The organism is Acinetobacter sp. PW68, from assembly GCF_020982655.1.
GTDB lineage: Bacteria > Pseudomonadota > Gammaproteobacteria > Pseudomonadales > Moraxellaceae > Acinetobacter > Acinetobacter towneri_A.
The window spans coordinates 239,974-261,707 of sequence record NZ_JAHZSX010000001.1 but is presented as its reverse complement, the minus strand read 5'-3'; the positions used below and the strand labels follow the sequence as shown (position 1 = coordinate 261,707).

21 protein-coding genes and 1 riboswitch are annotated in these 21,734 nt (G+C 43.0%); of the genes, 12 read left to right on the top strand and 9 right to left on the bottom strand.

Features of this window, described 5'->3' with window-relative positions; genetic code table 11:
• Positions 1 to 317 precede the first annotated feature (317 nt).
• Together phoU and K1T76_RS01130 are read right to left on the bottom strand one after the other, a co-directional pair.
• A complete protein-coding gene (phoU, locus tag K1T76_RS01135; protein ID WP_019838121.1) occupies positions 318 to 1,040 on the bottom strand; it encodes a phosphate signaling complex protein PhoU in 723 nt (240 codons plus the stop codon).
• A 154-nt stretch (positions 1,041 to 1,194) separates the two neighbouring features.
• Positions 1,195 to 2,532, bottom strand: coding sequence for a TolC family outer membrane protein (locus K1T76_RS01130; RefSeq protein ID WP_026438237.1), 1,338 nt, complete (start codon positions 2,530 to 2,532; stop codon positions 1,195 to 1,197).
• A 432-nt stretch (positions 2,533 to 2,964) separates the two neighbouring features.
• Here K1T76_RS01130 and K1T76_RS01125 point away from each other — a divergent pair, with 432 nt between their 5' ends.
• Complete coding sequence (locus K1T76_RS01125) at positions 2,965 to 4,029, top strand: hypothetical protein (RefSeq protein WP_019838123.1); 1,065 nt, start codon at positions 2,965 to 2,967, stop codon at positions 4,027 to 4,029.
• A gap of 99 nt (positions 4,030 to 4,128) precedes the next feature.
• Positions 4,129 to 4,276: riboswitch (TPP riboswitch) on the top strand.
• On the opposite strand, the gene K1T76_RS01120 is transcribed toward K1T76_RS01125, so the two are convergent.
• Positions 4,237 to 4,374 carry a hypothetical protein gene (locus K1T76_RS01120; RefSeq protein ID WP_019838124.1) on the bottom strand — a complete coding sequence of 46 codons (138 nt, stop codon included), beginning with the start codon at positions 4,372 to 4,374 and terminating at the stop codon, positions 4,237 to 4,239. Its footprint overlaps the riboswitch before it by 40 nt.
• A gap of 4 nt (positions 4,375 to 4,378) precedes the next feature.
• On the opposite strand from K1T76_RS01120, the gene thiC reads away from it, so the two are divergent.
• The 6 genes from thiC to K1T76_RS01090 all read left to right on the top strand — a co-directional run bounded on the left by thiC (position 4,379) and on the right by K1T76_RS01090 (position 9,742).
• Positions 4,379 to 6,274 (top strand): phosphomethylpyrimidine synthase ThiC, encoded by a 1,896-nt coding sequence (thiC, locus tag K1T76_RS01115; protein WP_230243886.1) that lies wholly within the window; start codon positions 4,379 to 4,381, stop codon positions 6,272 to 6,274.
• Between the two features lie 77 nt (positions 6,275 to 6,351).
• Positions 6,352 to 6,972, top strand: a complete 621-nt coding sequence (locus tag K1T76_RS01110; RefSeq protein ID WP_019838126.1) for an NUDIX domain-containing protein — start codon at positions 6,352 to 6,354, stop codon at positions 6,970 to 6,972.
• 10 nt (positions 6,973 to 6,982) lie between these two features.
• The gene (gene cpdA / locus K1T76_RS01105) at positions 6,983 to 7,789 is read left to right on the top strand and encodes a 3',5'-cyclic-AMP phosphodiesterase (protein ID WP_019838127.1); all 807 of its coding nucleotides are present in this window, start codon (positions 6,983 to 6,985) and stop codon (positions 7,787 to 7,789) included.
• Between the two features lie 211 nt (positions 7,790 to 8,000).
• Complete coding sequence (gene dksA, locus K1T76_RS01100; RefSeq protein WP_019838128.1) at positions 8,001 to 8,528, top strand: RNA polymerase-binding protein DksA; 528 nt, start codon at positions 8,001 to 8,003, stop codon at positions 8,526 to 8,528.
• A gap of 2 nt (positions 8,529 to 8,530) precedes the next feature.
• Complete coding sequence (gene gluQRS / locus K1T76_RS01095) at positions 8,531 to 9,451, top strand: tRNA glutamyl-Q(34) synthetase GluQRS (protein ID WP_230243885.1); 921 nt, start codon at positions 8,531 to 8,533, stop codon at positions 9,449 to 9,451.
• 51 nt (positions 9,452 to 9,502) lie between these two features.
• Positions 9,503 to 9,742 (top strand): zinc-ribbon domain-containing protein, encoded by a 240-nt coding sequence (locus K1T76_RS01090; RefSeq protein WP_230243883.1) that lies wholly within the window; start codon positions 9,503 to 9,505, stop codon positions 9,740 to 9,742.
• Between the two features lie 11 nt (positions 9,743 to 9,753).
• Here the strand turns inward: K1T76_RS01090 and ftsW are convergent, their stop codons facing one another.
• The 5 genes from ftsW to K1T76_RS01065 form a co-directional block, all read right to left on the bottom strand.
• Complete coding sequence (gene ftsW / locus K1T76_RS01085; RefSeq protein WP_230243881.1) at positions 9,754 to 10,950, bottom strand: putative lipid II flippase FtsW; 1,197 nt, start codon at positions 10,948 to 10,950, stop codon at positions 9,754 to 9,756.
• A 19-nt stretch (positions 10,951 to 10,969) separates the two neighbouring features.
• Positions 10,970 to 12,316, bottom strand: coding sequence for a UDP-N-acetylmuramoyl-L-alanine--D-glutamate ligase (gene murD / locus K1T76_RS01080; protein WP_230243879.1), 1,347 nt, complete (start codon positions 12,314 to 12,316; stop codon positions 10,970 to 10,972).
• A 170-nt stretch (positions 12,317 to 12,486) separates the two neighbouring features.
• A complete protein-coding gene (locus tag K1T76_RS01075) occupies positions 12,487 to 12,738 on the bottom strand; it encodes a DUF6587 family protein (protein ID WP_230243877.1) in 252 nt (83 codons plus the stop codon).
• A 32-nt stretch (positions 12,739 to 12,770) separates the two neighbouring features.
• Entirely contained in the window at positions 12,771 to 14,627 is a 1,857-nt protein-coding gene (gene feoB, locus K1T76_RS01070) for a ferrous iron transporter B (protein ID WP_230243875.1), read from the bottom strand.
• Positions 14,624 to 14,884 (bottom strand): FeoA family protein, encoded by a 261-nt coding sequence (locus tag K1T76_RS01065; protein ID WP_019838134.1) that lies wholly within the window; start codon positions 14,882 to 14,884, stop codon positions 14,624 to 14,626. Before K1T76_RS01065 ends, feoB begins: the two co-directional genes overlap by 4 nt.
• Positions 14,885 to 15,068: 184 nt before the next feature.
• Here K1T76_RS01065 and xerD point away from each other — a divergent pair, with 184 nt between their 5' ends.
• The 4 genes from xerD to thrC all read left to right on the top strand — a co-directional run bounded on the left by xerD (position 15,069) and on the right by thrC (position 19,626).
• Positions 15,069 to 15,986 carry a site-specific tyrosine recombinase XerD gene (gene xerD / locus K1T76_RS01060; RefSeq protein WP_230245602.1) on the top strand — a complete coding sequence of 306 codons (918 nt, stop codon included), beginning with the start codon at positions 15,069 to 15,071 and terminating at the stop codon, positions 15,984 to 15,986.
• 123 nt (positions 15,987 to 16,109) lie between these two features.
• On the top strand, positions 16,110 to 16,925 hold the full coding sequence (locus K1T76_RS01055; RefSeq protein ID WP_070154722.1) for a DsbC family protein: 816 nt from the start codon (positions 16,110 to 16,112) through the stop codon (positions 16,923 to 16,925).
• A gap of 199 nt (positions 16,926 to 17,124) precedes the next feature.
• Positions 17,125 to 18,429, top strand: a complete 1,305-nt coding sequence (locus K1T76_RS01050) for a homoserine dehydrogenase (RefSeq protein WP_070154724.1) — start codon at positions 17,125 to 17,127, stop codon at positions 18,427 to 18,429.
• Positions 18,430 to 18,486: 57 nt separating this feature from the next.
• Positions 18,487 to 19,626 (top strand): threonine synthase, encoded by a 1,140-nt coding sequence (gene thrC, locus K1T76_RS01045; RefSeq protein WP_230243873.1) that lies wholly within the window; start codon positions 18,487 to 18,489, stop codon positions 19,624 to 19,626.
• Positions 19,627 to 19,746: 120 nt separating this feature from the next.
• Here the strand turns inward: thrC and K1T76_RS01040 are convergent, their stop codons facing one another.
• The gene (locus K1T76_RS01040; RefSeq protein ID WP_230243872.1) at positions 19,747 to 20,835 is read right to left on the bottom strand and encodes a serine hydrolase; all 1,089 of its coding nucleotides are present in this window, start codon (positions 20,833 to 20,835) and stop codon (positions 19,747 to 19,749) included.
• A 215-nt stretch (positions 20,836 to 21,050) separates the two neighbouring features.
• On the opposite strand from K1T76_RS01040, the gene gacA reads away from it, so the two are divergent.
• Positions 21,051 to 21,686: a response regulator transcription factor GacA gene (gacA, locus tag K1T76_RS01035; RefSeq protein ID WP_004975702.1), complete on the top strand. Its 636-nt coding sequence runs from the start codon at positions 21,051 to 21,053 to the stop codon at positions 21,684 to 21,686.
• Positions 21,687 to 21,734: the final 48 nt, after the last annotated feature.

Sequence of the window (21,734 nt, the reverse complement as noted above, 5' to 3'; positions counted from 1 at the left end):
AATCATAAAAAATAAATCACACGAATAACAATGTAATTCCAAAATACATTTGTACATAAAACGCTACATTCCACTACAATATACCACATGATTCTTGCGTGTGATTTTTCTATACTTATTTTGAGAAGATAAGCAAGGATCTCTCGCTATAATAAATATTCTCGATTTCAATCTCAGATTTCCCCCAAAGTCTGAGATTTTTTTATCCAAAATTCAGGCAGTTTCAAATCTTAAAGATCACCCAAAATCTAGAAGAATAATTTAAGCAAAAAAAAGCCCCATCGTCCGATGAGGCTGAATATTCAAAAAAACTGTACTTAGCGTTCCTGTACTTTTTCTTCAATTTCTTTAACGCTGGTATGACGTACGTCCAAACCTTTCACCATATAAATCACTTGCTCTGAAATATTTCGTGCGTGGTCACCAATACGCTCTAATGAACGTAAAACCCACATCACATTAATCACACGTGAAATATGTCGTGGATCTTCAATCATATAGGTCATCAGGGTACGTGTTGCAGATTGATATTCACGATCAATATCAGCATCGGCAAGTAAAACACGTAGTGCTTGATCGACATCTAAACGCGCAAAAGCATCTAGTGCATCATGAATCATGACACGCACCTGGTTACCAATATGACGTGTTTCCATATAGCCACGTGGTGAACCGCCTTCTTCACATAAGTTTTGAGCAATACGGGCAATTTTTGCAGCTTCATCACCAATACGCTCTAAGTCAGTATTGGCTTTAGACATGGCAATCACCATACGCAAATCAATTGCGGCAGGATGACGGCGCGCCAAAATTAATGTTAAGGCTTCATCAATTTCGGTTTCCATGCGGTTGACAGCATTATCTTGGAACTGAACTTCTACCGCCAAAGCTGCATCGGTATCCAAGAGTGCATGAATCGAGTTGGCAACCTGCTGCTCTACCAAACCACCCATGGTCATAAATTTGGTATTTACATCCTGCAAATCTTCATTGAACTGAGAAGAAATATGGTGACTTAACACAGGATTATTCGTACTCAAGGAATACACTCCACAACAAAAGGATAGACTGACGCAATAATTGAATATTAAAGCATAGCAATGATGACGCTTTTATGACATTTTCTCACCAAACTCTCAAGTCTGATCGTTTCCGTCTTTATACAACATACCTGATACAGATGACAAAATGATTTTATATGGCTTTCTGAATCAACCAAGCATTCATTTCCTGTATATCTTGTTCGGTCAACTGCCCAACTGCTGCTTTTAGCTGTAGCACATGCTTTAAATAATCATATTGCGCATTGAGATAATCCTGTTTGGCAGAAAAGGCGTTACGTTGTGCCAACAGTACATCTACCATGGTCTTTAAACCTTCCTGATATTGCGCTTTGGATGCTCGTGCCACCAAATCTGCAGAATTCATTGCAGCTTGCCGCGCCTGCAATTTGGCTTGATCGGTTTCGACTTGTAAATACGCCTGTTTCACATCGGTATTGGCTTTACGAATCGCAGCATCTAATTCAGCTTCAGACTTTTGTACCAAAACTGCTGCCTTTTGCACATTTTTATTGACCCGCCCACCGCTAAACACATTCCAGTTCATTTCAATCCCGACCTGATCGAACTGACCATCGGGCGACATGATACTTTCAGGGCTTTGCTTGGCATAACCATAACTGCCCACAGCTTCTACCTGCGGATAACGTGCTGCTTGCTCAACTCGACGTGCATCTTCGGCATATTGTCGCTGTAAACGTGCCTGCTGAATGGCCAAATTTTGAGTTTGTGCCAATTGTGACCATGCCTCTAAACTTTCAGGCACAGGTTTTTGAAATTGAAAGTCATCACGCAAAACCGCCAAACTTTCGTGGTACGGTCCAATCAATTGTGCCAACTGCTCTTGTGCCAAAACCAACTGCACATGTGTGGCAATCCGGTTTGCCCGTGCATTTTGATACTGTGCATTGGCTTCACTAACTTCACTTTTCGCAACCAAACCCTCGCGCAGTTTGGCATTCATCATATTGAGCTGTTCGAGTAAGGCATGTTCTTCTTGTAAATATGCTGCAGTTAAAGACTGTTGTCGCAGTACGTTAAAATACGCTTCTGATACACTCAAAATATGTTGCTGTTGTTGTAAACGTAACGTGACTTCACTCAGGCTTAACGAGGTTTTGACTTGTTTTAGAGCTTGCCAAGCATCCCAACGGAATAAAGGCTGACGTGCTGTTAACGCGACTTGACGTGAAGTTGAAGATGAACTGCTTAAAAGCTCTGGCGAGGAACTGGCAATATTGACTCGACTCATTTCCTGACTTTTACGGGTGATATTGCCCGACAGAGTCACAGTTGGCAGTAAATTGCCTTGCGCAAGCCCTAAATTTAATTGATCGGCCTGATATTGTAATTGCTGTGCGCGCCAAGTCGGATCGCTATTTTGAGCACGCTGATAGGCTTGCATTAAATCCAAAGCAAAAGCGCTTGAACTCATCCAACATAAGCATGTCACTAACATCATTTTTTTCATTATTATTCGATCGACCCACTGTGTAAATTCATCAATCCTACTGCAATGTATTTTTACACCGCCCATACTAAAGCGAATTTGCATTTTTTTCGTATGATTTTCATTAATTTGAAAATTTTTCATATTATTTCAATTCATTGCAATACCTAAGCAAAGCCATACACATACTAACAATCGCTGCATAAAGTGGTACTTACTCACAGGCATGTAACCAAACTCTAGCAGAATACTACAATTTACTCCGTGGCTTTGACTTTACAATACAAGCTCTCCCTTCGTCCTTCGATCCAAGTTTCTAAAACTGTGTGCTTCGCAGAGAATATTTGAAATTTAGAATTTTGGTATGAATGACTCATTTTGAATTTTTGGAATCCATTGTGCCTGAAATGAAGGTACTAGATGATGAATGAATACTCATGTTGAATTGCTGTAATGGTTAAATTTCTTCACGCCAGTAAACTTGCCCTGCTGCTTGGGAGTTGTCTGTGTTTGCTCGCTTGCCAAAATTCAGATACACCTCCCGTACCTGAACCACCAAAGGTAGAGACCAGTGCTAGCGAACCTGTAGATTTGACCCAAATGTGTGAAAACATTCAGCACAATATGCAGCAAATTGACAATACTCGCACCACGTTTGCGCTAGAACAAATCAATCAGGATTTAAAAGTCTGCCTACCCTTGCTGCCTTTAAATGAGCAATTAAATTTGCTTAATCTTTCGACCCAAATGTATCAGCGTTTTTTGCATGTGGAACGCAGCGCTGCAGAACAAGCAGCTTTTGATCAACATGCTTTTGATATGGCACAGCATCCGACCATTCAGCAAAGTCATTTTGAAAACTTTGCTTTGCGCGATCAATATTTATTGAAACACAAAGGACAAGCCTATTTAGAGCTATACGATGCTGGTGAAGCACAACAGGTTTATCGCCGTAGCCCGCAATATTTAGCCATTATTTTTGCCCCGTACATGCCCGATGCCGAGCAGATTTTTATTGAAAGAATGGCTAAAGACAATATGCAGCATAGTTTGCGTGATGGTGGGCTCACCCTTGATGCTACCGATTTGGCTGAACGCGCCTTATTTTGGGAAGATTACGTGCAGCGTTATCCTAAAAGTCACTTTATACGCGATGCACGTTACCTAGCCAAAGTGTATGCCATGCTGCTGTTTAAAGGCACAATCAATAATCCTGTTTCACAGGACTATGTCGATGAATCCAGTATCCAACCCGCCGTATTATTTGAAGTTAAAAAACTGGTAAAGTTGCAAAAATCACCCTTAGCAGAACAAGCGCGTAAATTTCTTGCTTTTATACACATGAGCAGTGAACAACGACTCACTGAAATTGCAGTACAGCCCACTGCACGTGAACAGCGTGATTACGGTGATTATGCCTTGGTCCATGCACAGTTGAATCAATATTTAAATTTAAAAAATATCTCAATCGATGCTAAACGTGATTGCTTTAGCGACGCCATTTGCATTACTCGTTAATTGTCCAAAGTCACTCAAGCCTCAAAGCCTTGTCAGGAAGTGCTAGAGAATAAAAGCCACGTGAAGTCTGCTTTTATACCGACAACGTGCTACTATTTATACAGCTTGACGGAGCGCGAGTAATTCCTCGCTGAGATTGTGTCCATTCTTTGTTGCTTGCTCAGTGGCCTGCAACACAGATTTAAACTCAAGTACCGTTGAACCTGATCAGGTTAAAACCTGCGTAGGAATCAAGCCACCTAAAAACCTCGCCAAACGGTTAATGTTGAGCTGTAAAAGTTTCAACCACTCAATTGCAATGTTTTTGGTCGTGCTTGATTCGTTGATTTCATTCTTCAGGATCATTGCAATGAACCAATTAACGAATCTATCCCCTGCTGACATTTCTGCTCAACACGAGCAAGATGCCAAAGATTTAACCCGTATTTTGCCTGCATCAAAAAAAGTCTATATTCAAGGCTCACGCCCAGACATTCAGGTACCAATGCGTGAAATTGAACTGACCGACACCCCAACAGGTTTAGGCGGTGAGCACAATCCACCACTTATGGTGTATGACACTTCAGGTGTATACACCGATCCTAATGTTGAAATTGATCTAAACAAAGGTTTGCCAAACGTTCGCGAAAGATGGATTGAAGAGCGTGAAGACACCGAAAAACTAGAAACCCTCAGCTCTGTATTTGGGCAAGAGCGTTTACGCGATATCCGAACTGCAGAGATTCGTTTTGCCCATATTCAAAAGCCGCGCCGTGCCAAAGCGGGTAAAAACGTCACCCAAATGCACTATGCCAAACAAGGCATCATCACTCCAGAAATGGAATATATCGCGATTCGTGAAAACCAACGCCAACGCGAAGGTGTCGATATGCGTCAGCACCCAGGGCAAAACTTTGGGGCTAAAAACCTCACTGAAATCACGCCTGAATTTGTACGTCAGGAAGTGGCAGAAGGTCGTGCAATTATTCCTGCCAACATTAACCATCCAGAATGTGAACCCATGATTATTGGTCGCAATTTCTTGGTAAAAATCAATGCCAATATTGGTAACTCGGCACTGGGTTCAAGTATTGATGAAGAAGTCGCAAAAATGACTTGGGCGACCCGTTGGGGCGCAGATACCATCATGGACTTATCGACAGGTAAGAACATCCATGAAACCCGTGAATGGATTATCCGTAATTCACCTGTACCAATTGGTACTGTTCCTATTTATCAGGCCTTAGAAAAAGTAAACGGTGTTGCTGAAGACCTGACTTGGGAAATCTTTAAAGACACCCTGATTGAACAAGCTGAACAAGGTGTAGATTACTTCACCATTCACGCAGGTGTGTTATTGCGTTATGTACCACTCACAGCCAATCGCTTAACAGGTATTGTATCGCGTGGCGGTTCAATCATGGCGCAGTGGTGTTTGGCGCATCATGAAGAAAACTTCCTCTACACGCACTTTGATGAAATATGCGAAATCATGAAAGCTTACGATGTATCGTTCAGCTTGGGTGATGGTTTACGTCCGGGGTGTATTCAAGATGCCAACGACGAAGCACAATTCAGCGAACTGCGGACTTTGGGTGAATTGACTCACCGCGCTTGGGAACATGATGTGCAAGTGATGATTGAAGGTCCGGGTCACGTGCCAATGCACATGGTCAAAGAAAATATGGACTTGCAACTTGAAGTCTGTAAAGAAGCACCATTCTATACACTCGGCCCATTAACCACTGATATTGCACCGGGTTATGACCATATTACTTCTGCAATTGGTGCAGCGATGATTGGTTGGTACGGCACAGCAATGCTGTGCTATGTGACACCGAAAGAACATTTGGGCTTACCAAACAAAAAAGACGTCAAAGACGGCATCATCACCTATAAGATTGCAGCCCACGCGGCTGACCTTGCCAAAGGTCATCCAGGTGCACAAGCCCGTGACAATGCCCTATCTAAAGCACGTTTTGAATTCCGCTGGGAAGATCAGTTTAACCTGAGCCTTGACCCAGATACTGCACGCAGCATGCATGATGAAACTATGCCGAAAGAAGCGCATAAATCTGCACACTTCTGTTCGATGTGTGGACCGAAGTTCTGTTCGATGAAAATCACGCAAAACGTGAGAGATTATGCACAAAATCAAAATGCTGCGAACAAAACGGAGCAAGTGGATGCAGAGGTCGAATCAGGTCTCAAAGCCATGAAAACCGCTTATCAGGAACATGGTCAAAAATTGTACCATAAGCTCTAATTTGTTTAAAAAGCGTTTGTATTCAATAAAATCTCAGTTAGGATGAAATTATGCTTTGCTCATCCTGATGAGAATTTATGAAGATTATTCAACAAGCAACTTATGGACAACACGATGCACAGATTCACCAGCGTGAATACCTGTATCGTGGTTTTATTCAGGTTGAAAAAGTCAGCCTGAGTCATCGCTTGTTTAATCAAACCACATATACCCCAGTCCTTCAGCGTGAACTCATTCAACGTCCTGAAGCGGCTGGGGTACTCATTTATGATGCAGCACAACAAAAATTTGCCCTAATTGAACAATTCCGCATTGGTGCAATTGATGATCACGACTCACCTTGGCAACTTGAAGTGATTGCAGGGGTGCTAGATGGTGATGAATCACCTGAAAGCTGTATTCGTCGTGAAGCTTTAGAAGAATCGGGCTGCGAGTTAAAAGAATTACAACATTTATTCAGTTTTTATCCATCTGCAGGGGCATGCGCAGAATTGTTCCACTTATATAGTGCGAACACCACCTTACCACAGGAAGGTGGCGTGTTTGGTATGCCTGATGAAGGAGAAAACATTCAATTACACATTATTGATTATCGGGAAATTCCAAACTTGCTAACCAATGGTCGGCTAAAAAATGCACCTGTCATCATGGCATTGCAATGGTTACAACAACAAATTAAAACCGTAAAGGATGTCTAAGGGGTCAGGCATGACTTTAATCTCAAACAATCAGCAGCAACGCTGGACCATTGTACAAATTTCCGATACGCACCTCATGAATCAGGAAGATTTAGAGTTTGTGCATATGAATCCTGAACGTAGCTTTCATGCGGTGATGCATGATATTCAACAGCAATACCCGCGGCTTGATGCTATTTTCCATACGGGCGATTTAGCACAAATACCCGTTACTGAAACCTATCAGCGTTATTTGCAGTTTATGCAGACTTTAAATACACCGCATTTCCAGATTCCGGGTAATCATGATGATATAGCAATTTTTCCATTTCATTTACAGTCCAATGAAGTTCATGCAATTGAGTTGGGTAATTGGAGTGTCATTTTACTCAATACTGCGGTCAAAGGTCGGATCGATGGTTGGATGGATGCAGCACAATTGCAACAATTAGATCAGCTTTTACAGCAACATGCCCATCAGCAGGTAATTATTGCCTGTCATCACCACCCTTTTGATATGCAGTCCCACTGGATTGATCAGCATAAACTTAAAAATACCGAATCCTTAATTGATGTCTTGGCACGACACAACAACGTCAAATTGTTACTGTGCGGGCATGTTCATCAAGACTCACTCAATGAATGGCAAGGGATTCAGTTTTACTCTACGCCTTCAACCTGTGTGCAATTTAAACCGCATAGCCAGCACTTTGCGCTTGGACCTGAAGCACCAGGTTACCGTGTGTTACATTTGAATGCAGATGGCAGTTATAGCACCCAAGTGCATCGGGTTGAACATTTCGAACAACAAATAAATTTTGAAATTTCAGGTTATTAACTTTCCATTTTATTTTTTTTGCTTTACTTTATGCCTTCAACAAAAAATGCGATAACACATCCAAACATCAAAGACTATCCATAATCAAAAAAAGTCTATATGATGACGTCCCCCGAAGAAAGAATTCTTTCTGAGGGAGTGGATAAAAACACTTGCATATCACCATATTTTTCGCGTATGAATCTTACGCATATGATGAGGAATGTCCTACATGGCGAATGACAACCTAAATCAAGTCTTGGACGAACAAACAGATCTTGTAGAAGAAAAAGCTACAAAACGCGTGCGTAAGGCGAAGCCAAAGGCTTTAGAGGGTGGTTCTACAGCTAGCTTATTTGGTATTGCACCTTATCAGCCGAAAAAGAATGAAGAATACATGTCTGAAGGACAACTCGAACATTTCCGTCAAATTCTCATGGCGTGGAAAGAAGAGTTAATGTCAGAAGTAGATCGTACACTCAACACCATGCAAGACGAAAATACAGCTTTGCCTGATGTGAATGACCGCGCGACACAAGAAGAAGAATTTGCGATTGAATTACGTACTCGTGACCGTGAACGTAAATTGATTCGTAAAATTGAACAATCTATTGAAGCGATTAAAAACGATGATTATGGTTTCTGTGAAACTTGCGGTATCGAAATCGGTTTGCGTCGCTTAGAAGCACGTCCAACGGCAACACTATGTATTGACTGTAAAACTTTTGCAGAGATCAAAGAGAAGCAAAATAACGGTTAATTGTGACTGTTGAAAATTCCTTAGCGGAGCATACGCGTCAGCGAGATCATATTTCGCTGACACGCTACTCAGGTCGGTTCGCACCATCGCCAACTGGCCCTTTGCATTTTGGCTCTCTTATCACTGCCGTTGCCAGTTATTGCGATGCCAAAGCTCAGCACGGCACTTGGTTGGTACGTATTGAAGATACGGACATTCCACGCATCTACCCAGGCAGTGAAAGCCATATCTTGCGCTGTATAGATGCCTTTCAATTTGAACCCGATGCCGAAATTATTTTCCAGAAAGATCGACTTGATCTCTATGCAGCCGTATTACAACAATTGCAGCAACGCGGCTTGGTCTATGCCTGTCAATGCACCCGTAAAATGCTTGGCTCCAATCATATTTATGCAGGGACTTGCCGCAATTTAGGCTTAGATTTTACCAATCAAGCGATTCGGGTCAAAGTCACAGACCAAGAAATTTGCTTTCAAGACCGCTTGCAAGGAAAACAATGTTCCAACCTTGCACAAGACTTGAGCGATTTTGTCCTGAAACGGCGTGATGGCATTATCAATTATCAATTGGCAGTAGTGGTGGATGATTATTTGCAAGGCATTACCCATGTGGTTCGTGGTGCAGATTTACTCGACAACACCGCACGTCAAATCTATTTGGGACAACTGTTAGGCTACCCTCAACTCACATACACGCACCTGCCTTTAGCCATGAATGCGCAAGGGCAAAAACTGTCTAAACAGAACTTGGCACAAGCTTTAGATTTAGCCCAAGCGCCAAAGTTACTACAGGCCGCCTTAAGCGCATTAAATCAGGTTGCTGTCGAATTAGACACGCCTGCACGGATGCTCGCACAAGCCATTCAACAATGGGATCTTTCACGTATTCCTACAGGTACAACTTTACACGGCTATTATTTATAAAACTTAAAATTCAGTTATGCTCAAAGTGAATTGATCAGTTGAGGTTGTGTCATGTTTTTTATTTTTGGTGTGGGACCTAAAACCAAAGTAGTCGAAAAAAAGCAATTTAAATGCCCCGTTTGCCGCACCTGCAGTAACTATGAACTCAGACAGCAACGACAATATTTTTCCTTATTTTTTATTGCCTTGTTCCCTGTGTCTAGACGGCAAAACACCATGGTCAAGTGTTTACATTGTGGCACAGTGATGCCAAGCATGGTTTTGCACCATACTCAGCAAGAAGCGAAATAGAAGAATAAATTCTAGAAATTCGATTCCTCACGGCTTGGGTTAATCTCGTGCGTGCTGGCTTCAATTTTCAGAATCAAACTCACCATCACTGCACACATAATTAACGATGAACCACCATAACTAATAAAAGGCAGGGTCAAACCTTTGGTCGGCAACATGCCCATGTTCATGCCTGCGTTCACCATAATCTGCAATAAGAAAATAATGCTGATGCCATAAGCCAAATACCCTGCACGTAAGTACTGGTTTTTTAGGGCACGATGACCAATTTTAATGCAGGCAATCAGCATCGCAAAAGAGAAGCACAGCACCACCAAAATGCCTAAGAAACCAAATTCTTCACCCAAGACAGCCAACATAAAGTCTGTATGTGCTTCAGGCAAATAGGACATTTTCTGGATACTATGCCCCAAACCTACCCCTACCCATTCACCGCGTCCAAATGCCATTAAAGCATTAGACAACTGATAGCCGACACCCAAAGGATCATTCCATGGGTTTGAGAACGACATTAAACGCTCAAAACGATAAGGTTCGAATACCACTAAAAACACAAAGGCGGCAATAATCGCCCCAAAAGCAATACCAAACTGAATTAATGGTGCACCCGCTAAAAAGAACACCCCCAACATGGTCAAGGCAATCACCACTGTCGCCCCCAAGTCAGGCTCTGCAATCACCAAACCTACCGTGACTGCCATAATCACAGCAAGACGAATCAACCCTTTAATGTTATTACGCACTTCTTCGGCACGGCGTACCACATAGTCAGCGGTAAAAATAGCCATCATCACTTTAGCGACTTCGGACGCTTGCAAGGTAAAGCCTGCGACCCGAATCCAGCGTTTAGAACCATTGACCTCAGTACCCACCAACAAGACTGCAGCTAACAAAGCAATGGTCACAATCCACAGAAAAAAGGTGTTGTTAAACCAGGTATTCAGCGGCACTCGATAGGCAACCACGGCAGCTCCCAATGCCACCACAATTGAAATGCCGTGACGCAATACATAGTGAAAGGCATTTTCATGCATACGCTCGGCATAAGGCATCGAAGCCGACGCCACCATGATTGAGCCAATACACAACAACGCTAGTACGCTAAAAATCAGTACATTGCGTACATTCACTTCCGCTGGCAGTTTGGGTAACCAGCGATCATAGACCTGATTGAGTTTATTGATTGTTGTCTGAGCAAAGCCAGCCATATCTCACACCTTATTGTTGTTATACCAGTGCGTTGACATAAGCAACGAACTTGTGACCACGTTCTGGATAGCCCGAGAACATATCAAAACTTGCACATGCAGGTGACAATAGCACCACATCATGCGCCTGTGTATGTTGTTGGCAGATTTCAACGGCTTGTTGCAAGGTATCTGCAGTTAAGAGTTGGGTTGTTCCTGCAACTGCTGTTTCAATTTTCGTGGCATCCTCACCAATCAACACCGCCAATTTGGCATATTGTTGCAATGATTGACGTAGCGCAGTAAAGTCCTGCCCTTTGCCTTGCCCACCTAAAATAATCGCAACCTTGCCACCTTGTGCCTGAATTGCTGCGCCCAAGCCATCTAAGGCCGCCAAAGTTGCACCAATATTGGTTCCTTTGGAGTCATTATAATAACGCACCCCATGTAATTCTTTGACGAATTCACAACGATGCTCCAAACCTTTAAAGGTTTTCAGCGTTTCCAGCATACTGTGCATAGCTAAACCAATGGCTTCACCCAATGCCAAGCATGCTAATGCATTCGCAATATTGTGTGTACCTTGAATATACATCTCGGTACTTTTTAATAAACGCTCACGCCCACGTGCCAACCACATGCTGCCATCATCATCTTTTAACAAACCATATTGATTTAAGTCAGGCGCATTTAAGCCAAAACTTTGCATAGGAGTTTGATCTGGCACTAACGGACGACTTAAAGCATCATCACGGTTAAACACCACTTTTTTCACACCCTGAAAAATACGATGTTTGGCGGTGTGATAACCCAGCATATCGCCATGACGGTCTAAATGGTCTTCACTCATGTTCAGCACCACCGCCACTTCTGCATTTAAATTCGAGGTGGTTTCTAGCTGAAAACTGGAAAGTTCTAAAATATACAGCTCAGGATCATCTTTAATCAAATCCAACGCAGGACGGCCTAAATTACCACCCACAGCTACCTTTTTACCCGCCTGCTCTGCCATTAAACCAATTAACGTGGTCACGGTACTTTTCGCATTTGAACCAGTAATAGCCACAATAGGTTTGTCGGTTGCACGACGTAATATTTGAATTTCACTCACCACAGGAATACCCTGCGCCATGGCAGCCTGAATTTCAGGTAATTTTGGGTCTAGCCCAGGGCTAATCACAATTTCTTCTGCAGACAGCAATAAATCCTGATCAAACTCCCCAAAACGAGTTTCAACCTCGGCTGGAATTTGATCATGTCCTGGAGGTGTGGGGCGAGAGTCTGTCACAGCAACGCGGTAACCCTGATGATGTAAGAAATTAACGGCTGCAACACCCGAAATACCAAGCCCTGCAACGACTTTTAATCCACCACGTTGTATTAACATTTTTGCCCCATTTTGTGCGGTAATTTTGAAACTGACAAAATGGTAGCACTTTGCTGTTTTGAATGCTTTTTCTGTTTGCAGTTTCTGCAAATTTTTTGTGTCAGTGCGTAAAAAAACCGTCATAATGCTGACGGTTTTTTAAAAAAGAATATCCCTACAGTGAATCAACTCTATTTCCACTTCACCGCTTGAACTTCAACTTTCTTTTCTGCGGGTTGATCTGAATGATCACAACCACAACTACCACCACAGCCTGTCGCTGCTGCAGGTTTTAGCCACTTGGCCAAGCCATGCCAGCCTTTTTCAGCACAGAAATTGGACAGTTTTAGAAAAACTGCGCTAGAGGTTTGAGGAAAGACTTTTTTAAAGACGACCACAGCACTCCACAGCACCAATGCAGCAACAATCAGAATTTCAATCATGTTTGTATTCTCCTGTGAAGCCTAAAATAGCCTTAGCCCAAAAAATAAGATGCTGTTTGATAAGTCAAAAATGACATGAAATAAGCCAAACCAAATAAATACACCGTCATAAAACTTACTGTACGCCATGAACCTGTTTCACGCTTTACGGTGGCCAAAGTCGCCAAACAATGCGGTGCATAAATAAACCACACCAATAACGACAAACCCGTTGCCAATGACCAACCCAGTTCGCCACCGCCACTGATTAATGCAGCCAAGCCTTGAGACATAGCATCTTCATTCACTGCAGATAAGGCATAGACTGTGCCTAAGGCAGCCACGACCACTTCACGCGCTGCCATCGCAGGAATCAAGGCAATCACAATTTGCCAGTTAAACCCAACTGGAGCAAAAATTGGCTGTAACACATGCCCCAGCATCCCTGCAAAACTGTAGTCAATTGCAGGCAGGGTCGCACCTTCAGGCGGTTGCGGGAAGGTACACAAGAACCACAATAAAATCGACAGCGCAAAAATAATGCCACCGACACGCTTCAAGAAAATTTTGGCGCGATCCAGCAAACCAATCCACACACTTTTTAGGTCTGGAAAACGGTAGCTTGGTAGTTCCATCAACAAGACATGCTCAGATTTATCTTTTTGCAAAAATTTAAGCACAAAAGATACGCCTAAGGCACTCAAAATGCCCGCCATATAAAGACTGAATAGCACTAGGCCTTGTAAATTAAACATACCCCAGACGGTTTGATTGGGAATGAATGCAGCGATGAGCAAGGCATATACAGGTAAGCGAGCAGAACAAGTCATTAACGGCGCGACCATAATCGTAGTTAGACGATCACGTGGGTCAGCAATACTACGTGTTGCCATAATACCCGGCACTGCACAGGCAAAACTAGACAGCAATGGAATAAAGGCACGACCACTCAAACCTGCGCTAAACATCAGTTTATCGAGCAAGAATGCGGCACGTGGCAAATAGCCTGATTCCTCCAGAATTAAAATAAACAGGAACAGAATTAAAATTTGCGGCAAGAACACCACTACACCGCCTGCACCTGCAATAATGCCATCCACAATCAAGCTGTTCAGTAAGGGATGGCTAATGTTTTCGCCAATCACTTCACCTAGCCAGCCAAATAAACTTTCGATGCCATCCATAAACGGTGCAGCCCAAGCAAATACGGCCTGGAAGACAATAAACATCATCACCGCAAGGCTGACTAAACCAAATACAGGATGTAAAAAGATTTTATCGAGGAAATCAGAGCGTTTGTCTTCTTCATCTACAAACTGCACCACATCATGCAAAATGGTTTGAATACGCTGATGCTGGCTGCCTGTTAGGCCTGTCAATTCTGTCTGCGGAACAGCAAATTTGCCCTGATCTAAGGCGTGCATTAAATTTTGAATACCTGAATCACGCACCGCAACAGTTTCCACCACAGTCACACCCAAACGCTCAGACAATTTTTGCGTATTAATTTGCATCCCGCGGCGGCGTGCTTCATCCATCATGTTGAGCACCAATAAAATTGGACGTCCCAACTCAATCATTTCAAGCACTAAACCCAAATGCAGTTTTAGGTTGGTCGCATCGACCACACACAAAAATGCATCTTGCTGACCTTCTTCAGCAATTTTGCCCTGAACCACATCTCGGGTAATGGCTTCGTCGGGACTGGTGGCTTCTAAGCTGTAAGTGCCAGGTAAATCTAAAACCCGCACCGCCTGCCCTGAAGGCAAGCTGAACTGCCCAAGCTTGCGCTCTACGGTAACACCCGCATAGTTTGCAACTTTCTGACGCTTCCCTGTCAAATGGTTAAATAAAGAAGTTTTACCGCAGTTTGGATTCCCTACAAGTGCGATACGTAAGGCATCGCTCATGCAGATGCTCCTTGCTCAATTTCTATGCGTTGAGCTTCTACTTTGCGCAAGGCAAAACGGGTAAATCCCACTTGAATTAAGATCGGATCTCCACCAAAAATACCTTTAGTGATCACCTGCACAGGCGTCCCAGGCACAAAGCCTAACGTTTCTAAGCGATTCGCAACCAAATCATTTAGGGATGTTGCACCATCGGCAGTCCGAAGTACCTGACGGATGATGGCTGTTTGTTTTGCTTTGAGTTCTGACAAACGCACCGTGAAATTCCTATACTATTTTGCCCATTATATACGCAAATGAGAACAATTAACAAATAAGGTCAACTTACATTTGAATGTTTTATATCACATCGACAGCCCTGCTGAATTGGATTAGAGTAGAAAATAACGCTGCTTATTATCAAATTTCTCAATTAATTTTGTGATTTTCTCTGTGATGCCTATGCTGAACAAAAAACCTCGTATTCCTGCTGCAATATTAATTCCTGAAACTTTGAGTTTTTTGGAAGGCTATCGCAACGATTTAATTGCACAAAGTGTTAGCCCGCATACTCGCAATGCCTATTTGTCCGATTTAATTCAGTGCAGCAATTATGTCAGCAAAGCTATGCCTGAATGGGATCATGACGATATTTCGGATGTACTCATCGAACTCACCAAACAACAAAAAAGCCCCCGCTCTATTGCGCGCTGCCTATCTGCGCTACGTTCTTTTTATAAATTTTTAAGAGAACACAAACTACGTTCTGACAACCCTGTTGCTGCGCATAAAACTCCAAAATTAGGTCGTGCCTTACCCAAAGATTTATCTGAAGCCGATGTGGAAGCTTTAATTCACGCCCCAGATATCAACACTGCACTAGGATTACGAGATCGTGCCATGCTAGAAGTCTTATATGCTTGCGGTTTACGGGTGACGGAGTTACTGAATTTACGTTTAGAATTGATCAACCTAAAACAAGGCTATTTACGAATTGTAGGTAAAGGTAATAAAGAGCGTTTGGTGCCTATGGGACAAGTTGCTTGTGAGTGGATAGAAAAATATTTAACCGAGTCACGTCCACAACTGTATAAAAGTGCCACCGATTATCTATTTTTAACGGTGCATGGCGGCATCATGAGCCGTCAAAATTTCTGGTATGCCATTAAACGCTATGCCCTGCAAGCAGGGATTCAGGCCGAGTTATCGCCACACACATTAAGACATGCCTTTGCCACACATTTACTCAATCATGGGGCAGATTTACGCGTGGTACAAATGCTACTTGGACACAGCGATTTATCCACCACACAAATTTATACCCACGTCGCACAAATCCGTATGCAGCAATTGCATGCCCAACATCATCCACGGGCTTAAAATAAAAACCACGTAGAAGCATAGACTCTGTTGCCATTTTATAAATAGCAACAGAGTCTAACGATCATGAATATTTTTTGTTATGCTAGCGCTCTATTTTTTGCCAACAAGAAAGGGTTGTTTATGACATTTACCCGCTCGACACTTTTGATTGCCTGCTCACTGGCAAGTGCTTTTGCAATCACCGCATGTTCAAATGCAAACAACGACGATAAAAAACAAACCACGCTCACCGCTAGTGCCCCTGCTACGGGTGAAGCATCAACCCTAATTGAACGCAATGCACAACAGCGATTAAGCACGACCTTGCAACAACATTTTAAAACCGCAGGCATCAACGCCAAAATTACCGACATTAAAGCCACGGAAGTTCCAAATTTATTTTGGGTGAGTCTTGAAGGCATGTCATCGGTCTATGCCACCAGTGACGGCAAATACATTATTCAGGGTGATGTGATCCGTTTAGGTGACAAAGAACTGCATAACGTCAGTGAAAACCTACAAGCAGGTGTGAACAAAAAAATCTTTGCTGAATTAAAGCAAGAAGATTTACTGGTCTTTCCTGCCAAAGGCAAAACCAAACACGTCATTTATGTATTTACAGATGTCAGCTGCCCATATTGCCATCGTCTGCATGAACAAATGGATGAAATGAACGGCAAAGGCATTGAAGTCCGTTATATTGCTTGGCCACGTGGCGAACAGCACATGCCGAACATGGAAGCGATCTGGTGTAGCGAAGACCGTCATGCAGCCTTTAATGCGGTTATGAATGGTGCATCAATTGCGCCTGCCAACTGTAAAAACCCTGTTCGTGCTCAATATCAATTGGGCTTAAATATGGGCGTAAATGGCACACCTGCAATTTATAATGCCGAAGGCATATATTTAGGCGGCTATATGTCTACCGCTGAATTGATCAAGCGTTTAGACAACTAAAAATAGAGTTTCTGTGGATGCTGCATCATTGCAATACACCAAGATGCAGCATCTATAGAGCCATTATAAATAACGATTTCTTATGCGTTATTTTACTTTTTTTTATACGGTAAAGATAAGTGCGATCTGCCCTAGAGTCAGCGCGTTTTTTTAGCTATGATCTAGACTTGCTTAAAGTTATTAAAATATGGAGTGTGACGTGAAACCAGTTCGTCTGGCAATCCTCGGTCTTGGTACTGTGGGTGGTGGTGCCCTTAAACTATTAAAAGAAAATGCTGCTGAGATTAGACGTCGCACCGGTCGTGAAATTGAAATCACTTATGTAGGAACACGCCGTCCGCGTCCTGACCTAAACTTGCCTGAATCGGTCAAGCAAAGCTCAGACCTGATGGACATTGTCCGTCAACCCGATGTAGACGTAGTTGTTGAAGTGATGGGCGGTATTCACCCTGCTTATGACGTGATCATGGAAGCCATGAAACACGGCAAACAGGTCGTGACAGCCAACAAAGCCCTACTTGCAGAACATGGTAATGAGCTGTTTAAAGCGGCTGAAGATAATGCCGTACAAATTGCCTATGAAGCTGCGGTTGCGGGTGGCATTCCAATCATTAAAGTCATCCGTGAAGGTTTGGCTGCCAACAAAATTGAATGGTTGGCAGGCATCATCAACGGTACAGGTAACTTCATTTTAAGCGAAATGCGCGAAAAAGGTCGTGCCTTTGAAGATGTACTGAAAGAAGCACAAGAATTAGGCTATGCCGAAGCCGATCCGACTTTTGACGTCGAAGGTATTGATGCTGCACACAAACTGACCATTTTGGCTTCATGCGCATTTGGTATTCCGCTACAGTTTGACAAGGTCTTTACCGAAGGTATTGGCAAAGTGACCGCACAAGATGTGAAATATGCCGAAGAACTCGGTTTCCGCATCAAACACTTAGGGATTGCCCGTCGTACCGAAAAAGGCATTGAACTGCGTGTTCACCCAACCTTAATTCCTGAAGAAGAATTAATTGCCAATGTTAACGGCGTAAAAAATGCGGTCTTGGTACAAGCCAATGCAGTGGGTCCAACGCTCTATTATGGCGCAGGTGCAGGTGCAGGCCCAACAGCCTCTGCGGTGGTTGCCGATGTCATTGATATTGTCCGTGACATTTCTTATACCGAAGATGGCGCTGGTACAATTCCACAATTGGCATTTGAAGCCTTAACCGACTTGCCAATTTTAAGCCGTGAAGAAATGACTACGGGTTACTACATTCGCATTAATGCCGAAGACCAAACTGGCGTACTAGCCGATGTGACCACGATTTTAAGCCGTGCGGGAATCAGTATTGATGCCATCATGCAGCAATCACGCTTAAAAGACCTTATTCCTATCGTAATTCTGACTGACCCAGTCCTAGAATCGAAAATGGATGAAGCGTTACAACAAATTCAAGCATTGCCAACCATTCATGGCGAAATTGTACGAATTCGTTTAGAATCGCTTGATAATTAATCGGGTGAAGGGGAGTATTTCCCCTTGCCAAGCTCTACACACAATTGGAACATCATCATGTCGAATGCCAATCGTTATACTGGTTTAGTTGACCGTTATCGTGACCGTTTACCAGTGTCTACAACCACACGTGCAATCTCTCTAGGCGAAGGAAACACACCGCTGATTAAGCTTGAGAATATTCCACGCATTATTGGTAAAGATGTTGAAATTTATGTGAAGTATGAAGGCTTAAACCCGACAGGTTCATTTAAAGACCGTGGTATGACCATGGCAGTCACTAAAGCAGTTGAAGAAGGTTCAAAAGCCATTATCTGTGCATCAACAGGTAACACTTCTGCTGCAGCTGCTGCCTATGCTGCCCGTGCAGGTATCAAAGCATTCGTTTTAATTCCTGAAGGCAAAATTGCCATGGGTAAAATGGCACAAGCGATGATGTACGGTGCTATCACCATGCAAATCCGCGGTAACTTTGACGATGGTATGCGTCTAGTCAAAGAAATTGCTGACCATGCACCTGTTACCATTGTGAACTCAATCAACCCTTACCGCTTACAAGGTCAAAAGACCATTGCGTATGAAATTGTAGATGAGTTAGGTCGTGCACCAGATTACCACTGCTTGCCTGTAGGTAACGCAGGAAACATTACTGCACACTGGATGGGTTATACCGAAGCAGTTGCCAACCAACCTGCCGATCAATTCGAGCAAGTGATCTATGACGCAGCAACGGATAAATTCACAGGTCCAAACCCTGAAGGTCGCCCAGTCATGGTGGGTTATCAAGCTTCTGGTGCTGCGCCATTCTTACGAGGTGCGCCTGTAGAACACCCTGAAACTGTTGCAACTGCAATTCGTATTGGTAATCCACAAAGCTGGAACCATGCTAAAGCCGTTGTACGCGATTCAGAAGGTTGGTTTGATGAGCTCACTGATGCTGAAATCTTAGAAGCTCAACGCATGCTTTCAATGTATGAAGGTGTATTTGTTGAGCCTGCATCTGCTGCATCAATTGGTGGTGCAATGCGTGACATCAAAGCAGGTAAAATTAAAGAAGGTTCTGTGATTGTATGTACCGTAACAGGTAACGGTCTGAAAGATCCTGACACTGCCATGAAACAATGTGCAGATGCGGTGATGCTCTCTATTGATGCTACGATGCAACAAGTAAAAGACTCGATTCTTTCAAATATGTAAGTTTTGAATCGTGATCAAAAAAACCTGCATTAGCAGGTTTTTTTGTATTTGGAATCATGCAACTTTAACGGAAGTTGAGTCATACGATTGATAACTCAACGCTCCAAGCTGAATGTGCTCTTAAATACGTTTAGGTAACTGGCTTGCCCAACTCATTAAGCGGGTGGCGTCATTGGTACGTGCTTGTGAAGTAGCTGCACCCAAAAGCACCACCACTGCAGGACGGTTATTTAGAGTGGTATGCATCACCACACAACGCCCTGCTTCATTGATATAGCCTGTTTTAGACAGATTAATATTCCAACCACCATTACGTACCAGTGCATTGGTATTGTTAGATTTTAAAACACGATAACCCAAGTTAAAGTCATAGGTTGGCGTGGTTGAGAATTGGCGGATCAAACCATATTGCGAAGCGGTGCTGACCAAAATACCCAAATCACGCGCAGAAGATACATTACGCGGGTCTAAGCCTGTTGCTTCGGTAAAGCGAGTAGAATGCATACCCAATTCACGCGCTTTAGCATTCATTGCCGCTACAAAGGCATTTTTCCCACCTGGATAAGTACGTGCCAACGCGGCAGCAGCAGGGTTTTCAGATTTCATCAATGCAAACAGTAACGCTTCAGCACGATTTAACTTGTCGCCCACACGCAAGGTTGAACTTGAGTTTTTACCTGCCGCACCTGCAAAATCGATCGATTGCAAAGTGATTTGTTCAGACATATTCAAACGCGCATCAGAGGTCACCACTGCAGTCATTACCTTCGTCACAGAAGCAATCGGTAATGCCACATTGGTATTTTTGCTATACAGCACTTCACCTGTTTGTGCATCCATCACCAAAGCTGCACGTGCATTGACTGACGGTTGGCTACTATAAGCAGACGTATCTAAAATACGGACTGTTTTAGGTGCAGCCGAAGTAGGTGCAACACCATTGCTACTACGTACTGTCGTGGTAATTTTCGTTGAACCTGGCGGTGTAGGTTCAACAAAGCTCTCTAGGCTCGTCTGGGTGCTTGCACTTGTACTTTCTAGATCTCCATTTAAGAGTTGATCGGCTTGCTCTGAAGACCAACTTAAGGTCGCCTGACCGTCGCTCCCAGAGGAAGGATTGATGACAAGTTCAGCAAAACTGACAGAACTTAGGCTGAACATCATAGATGCGACCAGCACATGCATTAACGACTTCTTAGAATTTTTCACGACTGCTTACTCAACTCAGGGAGGTAAGATACATTTGCGTATTACCTCAAATATGCCTTACATTTAAAAATACAATAATGAATCGTTTTTAACACCATAGTGTGCAGAACTTTTCATTCTAGATTAAGAATAGCATTGCTAATTTTGTCGTTTCATTGCAAGCTAATTTTGCTTTATGTAACAAAAAAGATGATTTTTTCAAAGGGAGAGTGTAGGTGATCACAGTTTTAGTAGTCGACGATCATGAATTGGTACGTACTGGGATTTGCCGTATGCTCGAAGACCATGCCGATGTGCAAGTGATTGGACAAGCTGAATCCGGAGAAGAAGCGATTACCTTAGTGCGTCAGCATCACCCCAATGTAGTGTTGTTGGATGTGAACATGCCAGGAATTGGGGGTGTGGAAACCACACGTCGTCTGCTACAAACTGCTCCAGACACCAAAGTTTTGGCGGTGAGCGGTTTGGCAGAAGAACCTTACCCTTCTTTATTGCTGAAAGCAGGTGCAAAAGGCTATATCACCAAAGGCGCACCTGTCAGTGAAATGGTACGTGCCATTAAAAAAGTCATGCAGGGCGGTAAATACTTTAGTGCCGATATTGCCGAACAACTGGCAAGTTCATACTTATCTGACACACAACAATCGCCTTTTGATAGTCTTTCAGAACGTGAAATGCAAGTGGCAATGATGGTGGTGAACTGTATTAGCGCACAAGAAATTGCCGATAAGTTGTTTGTCAGTGTAAAAACCGTAAATACCTATCGTTACCGTATTTTCGAAAAATTAAATATTGATAGTGATGTCAAACTGACCCACCTTGCCATTCGTTATGGACTGATTAAACCCTAAATGTTCAAGAGTTTTCAACGCTGTTGATGCAAAAATAAGACCTTTATA

Excerpts from the sequence above, each read along its gene's own strand:
- K1T76_RS01130 (WP_026438237.1), bottom strand. The coding sequence starts at position 2,532 with ATGAAAAAAATGATGTTAGTGACATGCTTATGTTGGATGAGTTCAAGC.
- K1T76_RS01125 (WP_019838123.1), top strand. The coding sequence starts at position 2,965 with ATGGTTAAATTTCTTCACGCCAGTAAACTTGCCCTGCTGCTTGGGAGT.
- K1T76_RS01120 (WP_019838124.1), bottom strand. The coding sequence starts at position 4,374 with ATGATCCTGAAGAATGAAATCAACGAATCAAGCACGACCAAAAACATT.
- thiC (WP_230243886.1), top strand. The coding sequence starts at position 4,379 with ATGAACCAATTAACGAATCTATCCCCTGCTGACATTTCTGCTCAACAC.
- K1T76_RS01110 (WP_019838126.1), top strand. The coding sequence starts at position 6,352 with ATGAAGATTATTCAACAAGCAACTTATGGACAACACGATGCACAGATT.
- cpdA (WP_019838127.1), top strand. The coding sequence starts at position 6,983 with ATGACTTTAATCTCAAACAATCAGCAGCAACGCTGGACCATTGTACAA.
- dksA (WP_019838128.1), top strand. The coding sequence starts at position 8,001 with ATGGCGAATGACAACCTAAATCAAGTCTTGGACGAACAAACAGATCTT.
- K1T76_RS01090 (WP_230243883.1), top strand. The coding sequence starts at position 9,503 with ATGTTTTTTATTTTTGGTGTGGGACCTAAAACCAAAGTAGTCGAAAAA.
- ftsW (WP_230243881.1), bottom strand. The coding sequence starts at position 10,950 with ATGGCTGGCTTTGCTCAGACAACAATCAATAAACTCAATCAGGTCTAT.
- murD (WP_230243879.1), bottom strand. The coding sequence starts at position 12,316 with ATGTTAATACAACGTGGTGGATTAAAAGTCGTTGCAGGGCTTGGTATT.
- K1T76_RS01075 (WP_230243877.1), bottom strand. The coding sequence starts at position 12,738 with ATGATTGAAATTCTGATTGTTGCTGCATTGGTGCTGTGGAGTGCTGTG.
- feoB (WP_230243875.1), bottom strand. The coding sequence starts at position 14,627 with ATGAGCGATGCCTTACGTATCGCACTTGTAGGGAATCCAAACTGCGGT.
- xerD (WP_230245602.1), top strand. The coding sequence starts at position 15,069 with ATGCTGAACAAAAAACCTCGTATTCCTGCTGCAATATTAATTCCTGAA.
- K1T76_RS01055 (WP_070154722.1), top strand. The coding sequence starts at position 16,110 with ATGACATTTACCCGCTCGACACTTTTGATTGCCTGCTCACTGGCAAGT.
- thrC (WP_230243873.1), top strand. The coding sequence starts at position 18,487 with ATGTCGAATGCCAATCGTTATACTGGTTTAGTTGACCGTTATCGTGAC.